Annotated in this window: 12 protein-coding genes; 9 read left to right on the forward strand and 3 right to left on the reverse strand. The window is 65.5% G+C overall.

Features of this window, described 5'->3' with window-relative positions:
• The first annotated feature begins 103 nt into the window (after positions 1-103).
• The 3 genes from NFG58_RS14515 to NFG58_RS14525 all read left to right on the forward strand — a co-directional run bounded on the left by NFG58_RS14515 (position 104) and on the right by NFG58_RS14525 (position 4,484).
• Positions 104-1,543 carry an NAD-dependent succinate-semialdehyde dehydrogenase gene (locus NFG58_RS14515; RefSeq protein ID WP_348826827.1) on the forward strand — a complete coding sequence of 480 codons (1,440 nt, stop codon included), beginning with the start codon at positions 104-106 and terminating at the stop codon, positions 1,541-1,543.
• Between the two features lie 89 nt (positions 1,544-1,632).
• Positions 1,633-2,925, forward strand: a complete 1,293-nt coding sequence (gabT, locus tag NFG58_RS14520) for a 4-aminobutyrate--2-oxoglutarate transaminase (RefSeq protein WP_348826828.1) — start codon at positions 1,633-1,635, stop codon at positions 2,923-2,925.
• A 140-nt stretch (positions 2,926-3,065) separates the two neighbouring features.
• Positions 3,066-4,484 carry an amidase gene (locus tag NFG58_RS14525; RefSeq protein ID WP_045992929.1) on the forward strand — a complete coding sequence of 473 codons (1,419 nt, stop codon included), beginning with the start codon at positions 3,066-3,068 and terminating at the stop codon, positions 4,482-4,484.
• Positions 4,485-4,595: 111 nt separating this feature from the next.
• Here the strand turns inward: NFG58_RS14525 and NFG58_RS14530 are convergent, their stop codons facing one another.
• Together NFG58_RS14530 and NFG58_RS14535 are read right to left on the reverse strand one after the other, a co-directional pair.
• Positions 4,596-4,835 (reverse strand): GlsB/YeaQ/YmgE family stress response membrane protein, encoded by a 240-nt coding sequence (locus NFG58_RS14530; protein WP_045992930.1) that lies wholly within the window; start codon positions 4,833-4,835, stop codon positions 4,596-4,598.
• 244 nt (positions 4,836-5,079) lie between these two features.
• On the reverse strand, positions 5,080-5,634 hold the full coding sequence (locus tag NFG58_RS14535; RefSeq protein WP_348826829.1) for a DUF924 family protein: 555 nt from the start codon (positions 5,632-5,634) through the stop codon (positions 5,080-5,082).
• Positions 5,635-5,736: 102 nt separating this feature from the next.
• Between NFG58_RS14535 and NFG58_RS14540 the strand changes: the two genes are divergently transcribed.
• The 6 genes from NFG58_RS14540 to NFG58_RS14565 all read left to right on the forward strand — a co-directional run bounded on the left by NFG58_RS14540 (position 5,737) and on the right by NFG58_RS14565 (position 12,868).
• Positions 5,737-5,955 carry a hypothetical protein gene (locus NFG58_RS14540; protein ID WP_045992932.1) on the forward strand — a complete coding sequence of 73 codons (219 nt, stop codon included), beginning with the start codon at positions 5,737-5,739 and terminating at the stop codon, positions 5,953-5,955.
• 379 nt (positions 5,956-6,334) lie between these two features.
• Entirely contained in the window at positions 6,335-7,930 is a 1,596-nt protein-coding gene (locus NFG58_RS14545) for a solute:sodium symporter family transporter (protein ID WP_045992933.1), read from the forward strand.
• Between the two features lie 184 nt (positions 7,931-8,114).
• On the forward strand, positions 8,115-9,134 hold the full coding sequence (locus NFG58_RS14550; RefSeq protein WP_348826830.1) for a helix-turn-helix domain-containing protein: 1,020 nt from the start codon (positions 8,115-8,117) through the stop codon (positions 9,132-9,134).
• 52 nt (positions 9,135-9,186) lie between these two features.
• Positions 9,187-10,389 (forward strand): MFS transporter, encoded by a 1,203-nt coding sequence (locus NFG58_RS14555; RefSeq protein WP_348826831.1) that lies wholly within the window; start codon positions 9,187-9,189, stop codon positions 10,387-10,389.
• 20 nt (positions 10,390-10,409) lie between these two features.
• Positions 10,410-11,801, forward strand: coding sequence for a YcjX family protein (locus NFG58_RS14560; protein WP_045992935.1), 1,392 nt, complete (start codon positions 10,410-10,412; stop codon positions 11,799-11,801).
• Positions 11,798-12,868 carry a TIGR01620 family protein gene (locus NFG58_RS14565; protein WP_348814580.1) on the forward strand — a complete coding sequence of 357 codons (1,071 nt, stop codon included), beginning with the start codon at positions 11,798-11,800 and terminating at the stop codon, positions 12,866-12,868. Before NFG58_RS14560 ends, NFG58_RS14565 begins: the two co-directional genes overlap by 4 nt.
• Positions 12,869-12,931: 63 nt before the next feature.
• Here NFG58_RS14565 and NFG58_RS14570 read toward each other — a convergent pair whose 3' ends face one another.
• Entirely contained in the window at positions 12,932-14,113 is a 1,182-nt protein-coding gene (locus NFG58_RS14570) for an AGE family epimerase/isomerase (protein ID WP_348826832.1), read from the reverse strand.
• Positions 14,114-14,178: the final 65 nt, after the last annotated feature.

Here is a 14,178-nt window from a genome sequence, read left to right on the forward strand (position 1 = left end):
TAAAAAATTCCGATCACAGCCCTTGGCGAGATGTTTCAAATAATGCACACTCGTCAATCATGACATAACACCCCTCTTCTCTGACCCTTTCCGGAGCTCCCGCATGTCCCACGTTCAGGACCTGATCATCGACAAGGCGTACATCGGCGGCCAGTGGCGTGACGCCGATCGCCACTTCAGCGTCACCAATCCCGCCACCGGCGAGACCCTGGCCGAGGTGCCGGACTTGAACGCCGAGGAAGTCCGCGAAGCCATCGGTGCCGCCGATGCGGCCTGGGCCGGCTGGAAGCGCAAGACCGCCAAGGAGCGCTCGGCCCTGCTGCGCGCCTGGTTCAACAGCATCATGGACCACCAGGAAGCCCTGGCCGAACTGATGACCCGTGAACAGGGCAAGCCGCTGGCCGAGTCCCGTGGCGAGGTCGCCTACGGCGCTGCCTTCGTCGAGTTCTACGCCGAGGAAGCCAAGCGTGTGGCTGGCGAGACCCTGCCGGGCCACGGACCCGACAAGCGTATCCTGGTGTTCCGCGAGCCGGTCGGTGTGGTCGCCGCCATCACCCCCTGGAACTTCCCGCTGGCGATGATCACCCGCAAGTGCGCCCCGGCCATGGCCGCCGGCTGCACCGTGGTGGTCAAGCCGGCCGAGGCCACCCCGCTGACCGCCCTGGCGCTGGCCAAGCTCGCTGAAGACGTGGGCATCCCCGCCGGCGTGCTCAACGTGGTGACCTCGAGCTCCCCGCGCGAAGTCGGCCCGGTACTGACCGGCGATGCCCGAGTACGCAAGGTGTCCTTCACCGGCTCCACCCCGGTGGGCAAGATCCTGCTGGCCCAGTGCGCCGACACCGTGAAGAAGGCCTCCATGGAGCTTGGCGGCAACGCGCCCTTTATCGTCTTCGATGACGCCGACCTGGACGCCGCCGTCGAGGGTGCCATCGCCTCCAAGTACCGCAACTCCGGCCAGACCTGCGTATGCACCAACCGCTTCCTGGTTCAGGACGGCGTCTACGATGCCTTTGTCGAGAAGCTGGCCAAGCGCGTGGGCGAGCTGAAGGTCGGCAACGGCCTCGAGGACGGTGTGGTTCAGGGTCCCCTGATCAACTCGGCAGCGGTGGACAAGGTGCAGTCGCACATCGCTGACGCCCTCGACAACGGTGCCCGCCTGGTCGCCGGCGGTGAGGCCCTGGAGGGCACCTTCTTCCAGCCCACGGTGCTGGCCGACGTGACCACCGACATGCGTGTCGCCCGGGAAGAGACCTTCGGGCCGCTGGCCCCGGTGTTCCGCTTCTCCAGCGACAACGAAGCCATCGCCATGGCCAACGACACCGAATTCGGTCTGGCCGCCTACTTCTATGCCACCGACTATCGCCGTATCTGGCGCACCATGGAACAACTCGAGTACGGCATGGTCGCCATCAATGAGGGCATCCTCTCTACCGAGCTCGCCCCCTTCGGCGGCGTCAAGGAATCGGGTCTCGGTCGCGAAGGTTCACGCCATGGCCTCGATGAGTACACAGAGCTGAAGTACGCCTGTGTCGGCGGCCTCTAAGGGCCAGCCCCGTCTCCCCGGGGCACGCCCTGCGTGTCCCGGACCTAGCGTCTACCCTATACATTCAGTGCCCTCAAAGGAGTCACGACATGAATAACGCTCAGCTGAACGAACTCAAGGACAAGTACGTCGCCAAGGGCGCGGCCAGCCCCGCCACCGCCTTCGCCGATCGCGCCAAGAACGCTGAACTGTGGGATGCCGATGGCAACCGCTTCATCGACTTCGCCGGCGGTATCGGCGTGCTCAACATCGGTCACTGCCACCCCAAGGTGGTGCAGGCGGTCAAGGACCAGCTCGACAAGGTGATGCACACCTGCCAGACCGTGATGCCCTACGAGGGATACGTGAAGGTCGCCGAAAAGCTTGCTGCGATCACCCCGGTGCGCGGTGAGGCCAAGGTGATGCTGGCCAACTCCGGCGCCGAGGCGCTGGAAAACGCGGTCAAGATCGCCCGCGCCGCCACCGGTCGCAACAACGTCATCTGCTTCGACGGCGGCTACCACGGCCGTACCTTCATGACCATGGCGATGAACGGCAAGGTTGCCCCCTACGCCAGCGACTTCGGCACCATGCCGGGTTGTGTGTTCCGCGCCGGCTACCCGGTGGCCGAGCACGGCATCAGCGAGGAAGAGGCGGTGCGTCGCCTCAAGATGGTGCTGAAGACCGACGCCAACCCCAAGGATACCGCCGCCATCGTGCTCGAGCCGGTACTGGGTGAAGGCGGCTTCTACCCCGCGCCGCAGAGCTTCCTCGAGAAGATCCGCGAGATCTGTGACGAACACCGCATCCTGATGATCGTCGACGAGGTCCAGAGCGGCTTCGGTCGTACCGGCAAGATGTTCGCCATCGAACACAGCGGCGTGAAGCCAGACCTGATGACCATGGCCAAGAGCATGGCCGCCGGCATGCCGATCTCCGCCGTGGTCGGCACCGCCGAGCACATGGACGCCTCTGGCGGCAACTCGCTGGGCGGCACCTATTCCGGCAGCCCGGTGTCCTGCGCCGCGACCCTGGCGGTGATGGAAGTGTTCGAGGAAGAGGACATCCTGGCCAAGAGCCAGGCGCTGGGCGACAAGCTGGCCAAGCGTTTTGCCCAGTGGGCGAGCGACTTCGACGCCGTGGTCCACCCGCGCAACCTGGGTTCCATGGCCGCCTTCGAACTCAACGGCAAGGACGGTCAGCCGGCTCCGGATCTCGCCGCCGCCCTGTGCAAGCGTGCCCGGGAGCAGGGCCTGATCCTGCTGTCCTGCGGCATGTTCGGCAACACCATCCGCTTCTTGATGCCGGTCACCATCGAGGACAAGGTACTCGAGGAAGGCCTGGACATCGTCGAGCAGAACCTCAAGGCCCTGGTCGGCAGCGAAGCCGCCGCCACCGCCTGATCGTGAAGCCTTGACGGCCTGAGCCGTCAGCCGATGACGCCACCGGTCCCGCCGGTGGCGTCGTCGTTTGTGGGGGTTGGCAACACTATGCCGAATCAAGCTAGGGTAAGGGTCCATCCATGGACGCGAGGGACCCGACCATGCAAGAGGACGAACTGGGCATTCTGGGCGTTGCCGCGCTGACGGAGCACTATCGCAGCGGCGACGCCTCCCCCCTGGAAGCTACACGGGCGGCGCTTGCGCGCATCGAGCGCTTCAACGACGCCGTCAATGCCTACACCTACGTCGACGCCGAGGGTGCCGAAAAGGCGGCCAAGGCGTCGGCACGTCGCTGGGGCCAGGGCAAGCCGCTGAGTCCGATCGACGGTGTTCCGGTCTCGCTCAAGGATCTGACCAACGTGGCCGGCATGCCGACGTCCAACGGCTCGCTGCTGGGTTCAAGCGAGCCCTGCGATGCCGACGCGCCACCGGCGAAACGCCTGAGAGAGGCCGGCGCCATCCTGCTGGGCAAGACCAACACCCCGGAAGACGGCTGGAAGGCGGTCACCGACAATCGGGTGTTCGGCGCCACCTGCAACCCCTGGGATACCCGCCTGACCGCGGGAGGCTCGTCCGGCGGTGCTGCCGCCGCAGCGGCCCTCAACATGGGGGTGTTGCACCAGGGCGGCGACTCCGGCGGCTCGATCCGCATTCCTGCCGCCTTCTGCGGGGTGTTCGGCTTCAAGCCGACCTTCGGCTGGACGCCCCAGTGGCCGCCGGCGGAAGAACCGACGCTGTCCCATATCGGGCCCATCGCCCGCAGCGTCGACGACGCCGTGGCGATGCTCAATGTCATTGGCCGCTACGACTATGTCGATCCCTACGCCACCCGGGGCCAGCCGGAGGACTGGGGCCAGGATATCGGCAAGGGGCTCGAGGGACTGCGCATCGCCTTTTCCACCGATCTGGGCTTCGCCGAGGTGGACCCTCAGGTCGCCACACGGGTCAGAGAAGCGGCGGATCGCATGCGCGATCTGGGCGCGGAGATCTGCGAGGTGGATCCAGAGCTGCCCTCGCCGCTATGGATCTTTCAGCGGCTGTGGTTCACCGCCTCGCTGGAGATGGTCTCGCAGCTCAGCGACAGCGAACGCGCCAAGCTGGATCCCGGCCTCTACGAGAACGCCCTGCGCGCAGAAGAGTGGAAGGCCGTGGAGCTGTTTCGCGCCCAGGCGGCCCGAGCCGAGCTGACCATGCGTCTTGAGCAGTTCAACCAGGACTACCACCTGCTGATGACGCCCTCTGTGCCGATCAGCCCCTTCGAGATCAACCACCAGGTGCCGCCGGGTAGCCAGATGCGCGACTGGGAGGAGTGGGCGCCGTTCTCCTACCCCTTCAACCTGAGCCAGCAGCCGGCCGCCTCGGTGCCCTGTGGTTTCACCGACCGTGGCCTGCCGGTGGGTTTCCAGCTGGCCGGCGGCAAGTTCGACGACGCCCGGGTACTGCGCGCCTGCCACGCCTTTCTCGAGGCGCATCCGCCGCGCTTCCCGACCCTGCCGGACCCGGCCCAGCGCGCCGGCTGAGCGGTGCATCAGGCCCCTGGCAGGGCCAGCTACGACAAGGGCCCGGTGCAGTGCACCGGGCCCCTTGCGATGACGGCGAGTCGCCGCCATTCGGTCGCTGATCAGAGCGCGCTAACCGCGTAGCTTGCCCACACCCCACAGCAGCACCACGGCACCCACCACCGCAGTGACCAGTGAACCGATAAAGCCGCCGCTGGACAGCCCCACCAGGCTGAACAGCAGGCCGCCAATCAGAGCACCCACCACGCCGACGCCGATGTTGCCGAGCAGGCCGAAGCCGCCGCCACGCATGATGTTGCCCGCGATCCAGCCCGCCAGACCACCGATGATCAACCACGCGATAAAGCTCATTGCGTTCTCCTTTCGTCACTGAATGGAAACTTGCGAATCATTCACCCTCGCTCCTTCGACCAAATCCCTTGACCAGGGCGCGAGGTGCCGCGTCGATCGCCCGGGGACGATCTTCACCGTTCACAGCTATACCATTACATCAATGCATACGAAAGTAGGGATATGTCACGTAATGTGAGACGCGACAGCACGAATACCGTCCGGTGACGCTGGGTCAGCGCCGATGACAGGCCCTTCGTCGCGTCTAGAATCGGTTGCCGGGCAGGGCAAGAAAGGCCAGTTCCTCGGCGGTGGACGCTCGTCCCAGCGCCTCATTGCGCTGAGGATAGCGACCAAAACGCACCAGCACCTCGCGGTGGCGATGCTCGTGGTGCAGGTTGTGCTCGAGTCCCGGTTGGTCGAACAGGCGCAGCGCCTCGTCGTGCACACGCAACGACTCGCTGTGCATATAGGGCATGTACAGGAAGGCTCGCCAGGGAGGATCGAGCACCCGATCTGCGCGCTGGGACACCGCCTCTTGGGCCAGTACCAGGGCCTGACCGTCACAGGCGAAGGCTCGTGGCTCGCCGCGGTAGATGTTGCGAGAGAACTGATCGAGCACCAGGATTTCCGCCAGCCGCCCGCGGGCCGAGGTACGCCACTGCCAGGTCTCGCCGGCGGCCGCCGCCGCCAGGGTCGCACCGAAGTCATCGCGGATACGGCCATCCAGCGCATCATCCTTGGCAAACCACTGTTTTGGTGTCAGCGTCTGAAACCAGAACTCGATCACTTCGTCGGCTCGCACCACCCTGTCGGTCATGGCAGACTCCCCTTCGCTCGCTTGTGACCCAGGCGGCCGCGCCCTTTCGCTCGCGGATTCCGCCACGTCGCCCCTCTGCCACAGGATGCCCAGGGACAGCCCATGACCTCGTTTGAACTGCTTCGATCGCTCGCCGTGGTGTTTCATCTCACGGGCTTGCTGGTCTGCCTGCTCGGCCTTCACCTGGCACGCCACCCGCAGCGCCGATGGCCCGGTCGTGCACTGGCCCTGTGCGGCTTTATCATCGCGGCAACGCCGACACTGCTGCAACTGTTCGGCATCATCGAGCCTGTGCCGATTTCAGCAGCTCCACCAAACTGACCCGCTGCGACAAAAGACGTATGGCTCGCCACGGAGAGCCGATTAGACTTGCGATCACGTAGTTGGAATACGCAACCGTCGGTTAACTTAATCCTTTAAGCTCGACGTCTTTCTGGAAAAAGACGAAGACTTTCGGAATTTCCACCGACTTGACGTCAATGCGACACTGCGCGAACCCGCGCTGCTTCAGCGCCAAAAGATGCACTGCAGCGGGCAGGATGACGCAAGCGCTGCAAAGATACTTCCTGGGTGTCGGCGCCACTGGCCTGCCAGCTGGCGCTCGGCACGGACATCGACCCAAGTGCGGTAATCGCCATGCCCCCTTTGGGAGGTGGCTCACGACCACGCCGCACCGGACAACGACCGCAAGGATGACACCATGCCCCTACTCACCTTCGCGTCCTTCCTGTTCTTTACAGGACTGGTCGCCTTCATCACCTGGCGCATCACACGCCGTGACGACCATTCAAGCACCAGCGGCTTCTTCCTGGCGGGGCGCAGCCTGACCTTCCCGCTGATCGCCGGCTCGCTGTTGATGACCAACCTGTCCACCGAGCAGATGGTCGGCCTCAACGGCTCCGCCTTCACCGATGGCCTCAGCGTGATGGCCTGGGAGGTGGTGGCGGTCATGGCTCTGGTGGCGCTGGCGTTGTTCTTCCTGCCGCGCTTTCTGAAAAGCGGCATCGCCACCCTGCCCCAGTTGCTCGAGATTCGCTTCGACAAGGGCACCCAACTGATCACCAACGTGATCTTTCTGATCGCCTACGCGGTGGTACTGCTGCCGATCATCCTCTACTCCGGCGCCATCGGCCTGCAGGGCATGCTCGACCTGTCCGGGCTCACCGGTATCGAATCCAGCACCACCCTGCTGTGGCTGACGGTGTGGATCGTCGGCATCATCGGCTCCATCTATGCCCTGTTCGGGGGCCTGCGCACCGTTGCCGTGTCGGATACCCTCAATGGCGTCGGCCTGCTGATCGGTGGCTTCGTGATCGTCTACTTCGGCCTTCAGGCGGTCAGCGACAGCGGCGGTGTGCTCGCCGGCTGGGAGATCCTCAAGGAATCCAACCCCGACAAGATGAACTCCATCGGTGGCAGCGAGCAGAGCGTCCCCTTCTTCACCCTGTTCACCGGCGTCTTCCTGATCAACGTCTTCTACTGGACCACCAACCAGCAGATCATCCAGCGGACCTTCGCCGCCAAGAACCTGGCCGAGGGCCAGAAGGGCGTGCTGCTGACCGGCTTCTTCAAGCTGCTGGGGCCCCTGTACCTGGTCCTGCCGGGCATCATCGCCTACCACCTGTACGCCGATCAGGGCGTCAAGGCTGACGCGGCCTACGGCCACCTGGTGTTCAACGTGCTGCCGGCGCCACTCACCGGCTTCTTCGCCGCGGTGATGGTCGGCGCCATCCTGTCTTCCTTCAACTCGGCGCTGAACTCCACCACCACCCTGTTCAGTCTGGGCCTCTACAAGGCGGTCCTGAAGAAGGACGCCACCGAGGCCCAGGTGGTCAAGTCGAGCCAGGTGTTCGGCTGGATCATGGCCATCTCCGCGATGATCATCGCGCCACTGCTGGCCGGTCAGGAAAGCCTGTTCGGTTACCTGCAGAAGATGAACGCCATCTACTTCATCCCCATCCTGGCGGTGGTGGTGGTCGGCCTGCTGACTCGTCGGGTGCCCCCCATGGCGGCCAAGATCGCTCTGGTGGGTGGCTGTCTGGCCATCTTCTGTGGCTACTTCATCCCGCCCTTCAACAAGCTGCCGGTGATCATGCACGAGTTCCACTTCGTCGCCCTGGTGTTCGTGCTGCTGGTGGCATTGATGCTGGTGATCGGCAAGCTGCGCCCGCGCGCCGAGGCCTGGAAGCAGGAAGACGTCGGCGCCGTCGACCTGACGCCCTGGAAGGGTGCCGTGCCGGCGGGCATCGTGCTGGTGATCCTGGTCATCGCCATCTACCTGGCCTTTGCCGGCTGACGGCCACCACGCCCCGCAATGACGACGCCCCGCCCTGTCAAGGCGGGGCGTCGTCGTTGTGGACACCATATGTCCATATCGGTGGGATAATGGTCCTTGCCGACATTCCTGACCTCCTCCAGACTCCAGAGACTCGCTGTCGCGCCGTTGTCAGGTGCGTCCCCCCTTCTCTGGAGCCCCCATCGTGACCACGACTCGAGACGTCGCCCTGCTGGCCTACCCCGACTGTCAGATGCTCGACGTCAGCGGCCCCTGGCAGGTCTTCGCCAGCGCCAACGACGTGCTGGGCAAGCCTGCCTACCGGCTACGTCTGATCGGCCGAAGTGCGAGCGAACTGGTCACCAACGGCGGTCTGCGACTGCTGCCGGATCTTGACTGGGAAGGGTGGGAGAGCGAACTCGACGAGGCCCCCGATGCTGGCGGCAACGGCCGCGACCTGACCACCCTGCTCATCGCCGGGGGCCACGGCGTCTTCGTCCAGTGCCAGCAACAGCGCTGGCGCGAACGACTGACGCGGGTGGCGCCGCACCTCGGGCGCCTGGGCGCCGTCTGCACCGGCGCCTTCCTGCTGGCCGATGCGGGCCTGCTTGACGGACGCAGCGCCACCACCCACTGGCGCCACTGTCGACGGCTTGCCGACAACTTTCCGCAGGTAAGGGTCCAGGCCGATGCGCTCTACGTCCATGACGGCGGGCGCTACACCAGCGCCGGGGTCACCGCCGGCATCGACCTGGCACTGTCGCTGGTCGAGAGTGATCTGGGCGCAGAAGCCGCCGCAGCGGTGGCCCGCGAACTGGTGATGTTCCTCCATCGCCCCGGCGGCCAGTCCCAGTTCAGCGAACTGCTGTCTCGCCAGCATCGTTGCGGCCCCCGCCTGCGCCCCTTGATCGATCGACTGCACGCCGACCCCGGCGGCGCCTTCGACCTGGAGAGCATGGCCGACAGCCTGAAGATCACCCCACGCCACCTGACCCGGCTGTTTCGCCACCACCTGGACACCAGTCCCGGCGAGTATCTCACCGGACTGCGCCTGGAGGCGGCTCGGCGCGAGCTGGTGCGTGGAGAAACCTCGCTGGAACGCCTCGCTTCACGCTGGCGTCTGGGCACCAGCGAACAATTGAGACGCCAGTTCCATCGCCACTATGGCGTTTCGCCGTCGATCTACCACGCGCGCTTCGGCGCCGATTCAGCGAACCATCGCTGAGTCACCGCCTCAGTCTTTTTTATCCACGACCTTCGTTACCGGAGACTCCGCCATGCCCCCTGTGACTTCATCCCGCCTCCCCGGCGGTGTGCTTCTGCTGTCGCTGTGTCAGGCGCTGCTGGTGAGCGGCAACATTCTGTTGATCGCCGTCTCGCCGCTGATCGGCCAGAGCCTGGCGCCCTCGCCCTGGCTGTCCACCCTGCCGGTGGCGACTCAGTGGCTGGGGTTGATGCTCGCCACCCTGCCGGCCTCCTTGATCATGGGCCGATTGGGGCGCAAGCGAGGCTTCGTGATCGGCAACCTGATCGGCTTCGCCGGCACGGTAGCCGCCTACCTGGCGTTGCTGGCCAATCACTTCGCCGCCTTCACCGTGGCGACCATGGCAATCGGCGTGGGCATCGGCTTCGGTCAGCTCTATCGCTTCGCGGCGATCGAGCTGGCCCCGAGCGGCGCCAGGGACAGGGCCATCGGTCTGGTCATGGGCGGTGGTGTGCTGGCCGCCTTCTTCGGCCCCTGGCTTGCACGTATCAGTCAGGACGCCGTCACGACGCCCTTTCTCGGAAGCTTCATCGGCCTGGGAGCGCTCTACCTCATCGCCCTGGCCCTGTTGCTGGTGGTACCTTTGCCCCCGCTGGACCCGAGCACCCGTCATGGCAAGAGACGTCCGCTCGGGGAGCTGCTGGCACAGCCCAAGCTTTGGCTTGCGGTACTCGCCGCCATGATCGGCTACGGCGTGATGAACCTGGCCATGACCGCTACCCCCCTGGCCATGGCCTCCGATGGCCACGCCTTTCACCACGTCTCGATGACGATTCAGTGGCATGTGCTGGCGATGTTCGCGCCCTCGTTCTTCACCGGCCAACTGACCCAGCGGTTCGGCACGACACGCATGATCGCGCTGGGTTGTGTGCTGCTTTGCGCCAGTGCCCTCAGCGCCCTGGCACCCTCCAGCCTGGCGGGCTTCAATGTCACTTTGATCCTGCTGGGACTGGGCTGGAACTTTACCTTTCTGCCGGCCACTGGCCTTCTGACCGAGTGTCACCTGCCCGCAGAAAAGGCCCGTGTTCAGGCCGCCAATGAGTTCCTGGTGTTTTCCACTGCGGCGATCACCGCCCTGGCGGCCGGCCCGCTGATCCAGTGGCTTGGCTGGCAGACGCTCAATCTGTGGCTGTTGCCGATGGCTGCCCTGCCGCTGATACTGATCGCGGCGCAGCGTCTTGCCTTTGACGCCGGTCGCCCCCAGATTAAGGAATAACTTTCACCGACGGAGTGGCAATGCCAACGGACCTGACCCGTGATCTGATGGACCTGATCGAGCGCGGCCGAGACCGCCAGTTGCGTCTGGCGGTGACCGGGCTATCTCGGGCCGGCAAGACGGCATTCTTGACCTCCCTGGTGGACCAGTTGCGTCACGCCGGGCTCGAGGCGCGGCTCGACCTGCTCTCGGCCAGCCGCGAGGGGCGCCTGCTGGGCGCACAGCGGGTTTCCCAGCAGGATCTCGCGGTCCCCAGGTTTCCCTTCGACCGAGCCCGCGCCAGCCTCGAGAGCACGCCTCCCGAGTGGCCCCAGCCCACCCGTGGCATCAGCGAGTTACGCCTGAAGATTCGCTATCGCCCCGGTCGCCAGCAGTGGTTGCGACCCGATACCGCCGAGTTGACCCTGGACCTGTTCGACTATCCTGGCGAGTGGCTGCTCGACCTGCCGCTGCTGGACCACGACTTCCTGAGCTGGAGCCTCGCCCAGTGGGACGCGGCGGGGCCAGCAAGGCGCGCCATGCTGGCCGACTGGGAAAGCGCGGTGCGTGAACTTCGGCTCGACGACGAGGCCGACGAGGCCCGCCTGGCGGAGATCAGCGAGCGCTACGCCGAAGGCCTGCGCGCCGCCAGGGAGGCCGGCTTCTCCGACCTTCAGCCCGGCCGTTTTCTGCTGCCGGGGGAGCTGTCCGGCGCCCCGGTGCTGCAGTTCTTCCCCCTGCCGGGGCTGGAGCAGGCATCGTCCGACGACCTCGAAAGGCTGCCCGAGACCAGCGTCTACCGTACCCTGGCCCGGCGTTTCAGCTACTACCAGCAACATATCGTCAAGCCGTTCTACCGCGAGCACTTCCGGCGCTTCGACCGCCAGATCGTGCTGGTGGACGTGCTGGGAGCACTGAACGCCGGGCCGGAACGCTTCGAGGATCTGTCCAAGGCGCTCCATCGTCTGATGCAGAGCTTCAACTACGGCCAGCGCAGCCTGTTCTCGCGGCTGTTCACGCCACGCATCGACCGCCTCGCCATCGCCGCCACCAAGGCCGACCACGTGACCCCGGAACAGCATGCCCGCCTGGTCGGGCTGCTCGAGGCGCTGCTGGCCGAACCACTGAAGAACCTCAAGTACGCCAATATTCCGGTCAAGGCCATGTCGCTGGCGGCCATTCGCGCCACCGAGGCCCGCGAGGTCACCCACCAGGGCAGGAAATCCCCTGCGCTCAAGGGCGTCACCCTGGAAGGCGAGCCCTTGCTGGCCTTCCCCGGCGAGGTGCCCAGCCGCCTGCCTGACCCAGCCTTCTGGGATCGCCAGGGGTTCGATTTCACCGCCTTCCGCCCTCAGCCCTCGACCACCGGTGCGCTGCCCCATATTCGCATGGACCTGGCGCTGGACTGGCTGATTGGAGACAAGCTCGCATGACTCGAGATAGCCGTGACGACCCGCGCCCTGCGGTACGCTTCGCCGATGACGACGATGCGCCCTCCGCTGCCGGCGTCGACAACACCACCTTCAGTGACCCGCGTCCGGGCCTGCGCTTCGACGATCACCTGGATAGCCGAGCGCTAACCCCAGCCGAGGCGCCGGAAACCGATACCAAGGTCGACCTCGAGGGCTCTCTGGGACGCCCACGCAAGCGCCGCTGGGGCCTGATCGCAGTACTGGGAGCGGCGGTGGGACTGGGCGGCGCCGAACTGGTGACCGGGGTCCCCGCTACCCTGGCCAGCGGTGACCTGATCGCCACCGGCTGGCAACTGCTTGGACTTGCCACCATCGGCCTTGGCGGGCTCGCCCTGAGTCGGGAGCTGTTTCGCCTCAGGCGCCTCAAGCGCCACGACCAGTTGCGTGAATCCCTGGCCGAATTACCGTCGCGCTCCCCCAGGGACGCACTGTCCATGGTCAGACGGCTCAAGCATCAGCTGGCCCTCGGCGACGACGATCCCCATTGGCTGGCCTTCGAGGCCGCCCGTGAAGACCACCATGACGGCCGTGACCTGCAGGCGCTGGTGGCCCACCATCTGCTCGCCCCCCGTGACCGAGAGGCGCGCCGGCTGATCTCGCGCATGAGCGGAGAAACCGCCGTGATGGTGGCGGTCAGCCCGCTAACCTTGGTCGACATGGCGCTGGTGGCCTGGCGCCACCTGGCGATGATCGATCGCCTGTGCCGACTCTACGGATTGGAGCTGGGCTACGCCGCCCGGGTACGCCTGCTGCGCAGCGTGCTCTATCAGATGGCCTTCGCCGGCGCCACCGAGCTTGCCGCCGACGCCAGCATGCAGATGCTGTCGCTGGACCTGGCCGGGCGGCTGTCCACCCGCGCCGCCCAGGGCCTCGGCGTGGGGCTGCTGGGGGCACGTCTGGGACTGCGCACCCAGCGTCTAGTGCGCCCGCTGGCCTTCGACCCTGACGAGCGCCCCCGAGTGGCGGACCTGCGCCGCGATCTGTGGCGCCAGCTCAGGCGCATGGAGGCACCGAAGAAGGACGCCTGACGGCCCAGGATGGTGAGGAGCGCCGGCCGTAGCATGGCATCGGCCGGCGCCGAAGACAGATGCCTAACGATCCAGCCGCTCGAGCACTTCCATGACTTCCTGACAGGCGCCCATGGTGTGGTAGTCGACCTTGCCGGCAGGGCTCTTCAGGTTGTCGTAACGACGATTGTCCGGCGTCAGGATACGCACCCAGGCGCCATGATGGTGGTCGATCATGTGCTGCCAACTGTAGTCCCACAGCCGCTGGTACCAGCGTCGATAGCTGGCCTTGCCGGTGACCTCCCAGAGCACGGCGGCCGCGGCGAAGCTCTCCGCCTGGACCCAGAAGTACTTGTCGCCGTCACATACCTGCCCGTCGAGATCCAGGCCATAGACCAGGCCGCCATGGGTCCTGTCCCAGCCCGCTTCGCAGGCGCTCGAGAACAACCGCTCGGCGGTGGGAATCAACCAGGCATCATCGCGATAGCGTGCCAGCAGCACCAGCAGCTTGGCCCATTCGGTCTGGTGGCCCACCTGATAGCCCCAGGGACGGAACAGGTGCTTGGGATCATCGCGGTTGTAGTCGAAGTCGCGCTGCCACTGGCGGTTGTAGTGCTCCCAGATCCAGCCCTGGGGATGGTCATCGCTGGCCTTGGTGATCGCGCGGGCGATGGCCATGGCCTGGTCCAGATAAGGGGTCTCGCCGGTGGCCTCGAAGGCGGCGATCAGCGCCTCACAGCCATGCATGTTGGCGTTCTGGCCGCGATAGTCGCTGAGATTCCAGTGCTCATCTGCCTCATCGGCGAAGCGCTGCCACTGGGGTTCCCAGAAGCGCTTGTCGAGCATGGCGTGAACCCGACCGATACCCTCGTAGGCTTCATCGATGCCGGCGCGATAGGCCTCGGCGTAGGCCAGCAACACGAAGGCCAGGCCGTAACAGTGATGGGTGGGGTCTTCGACCTTTCCATCGCGCAGGGTCCAGGCGTAGCCCTGATGGCGCGTCTGGAAGTGGGCCTTTTCGAGATAGGCCAGACCATGGCGGGCCCAGTGCAGATACTCGGGATTGCCGGTCTGGCGAGCAAAGCGTGCATAGGTCACCACGAAACGCGTACTGGAGACCAGGTGCCGATGTCCTGCGTCGACGATGTGGCCATCGTCACGAAAATACTGGAAGAAACCGCCGTGCGGATCGATCGCCCGCGGATGATAGAACGCCATGGTGTCGCGCACATGGCGATCGAGAAACATCGGGTCAAATCCGTTCATCACTGCCTCCTGTTACGGGGATGCAAGACCTCGGTATGACGGCGCTAGGCGCTGTCCGAAAAGTC

This window comes from Halomonas sp. RT37 (assembly GCF_040070525.1).
Lineage (GTDB): Bacteria > Pseudomonadota > Gammaproteobacteria > Pseudomonadales > Halomonadaceae > Halomonas > Halomonas litopenaei.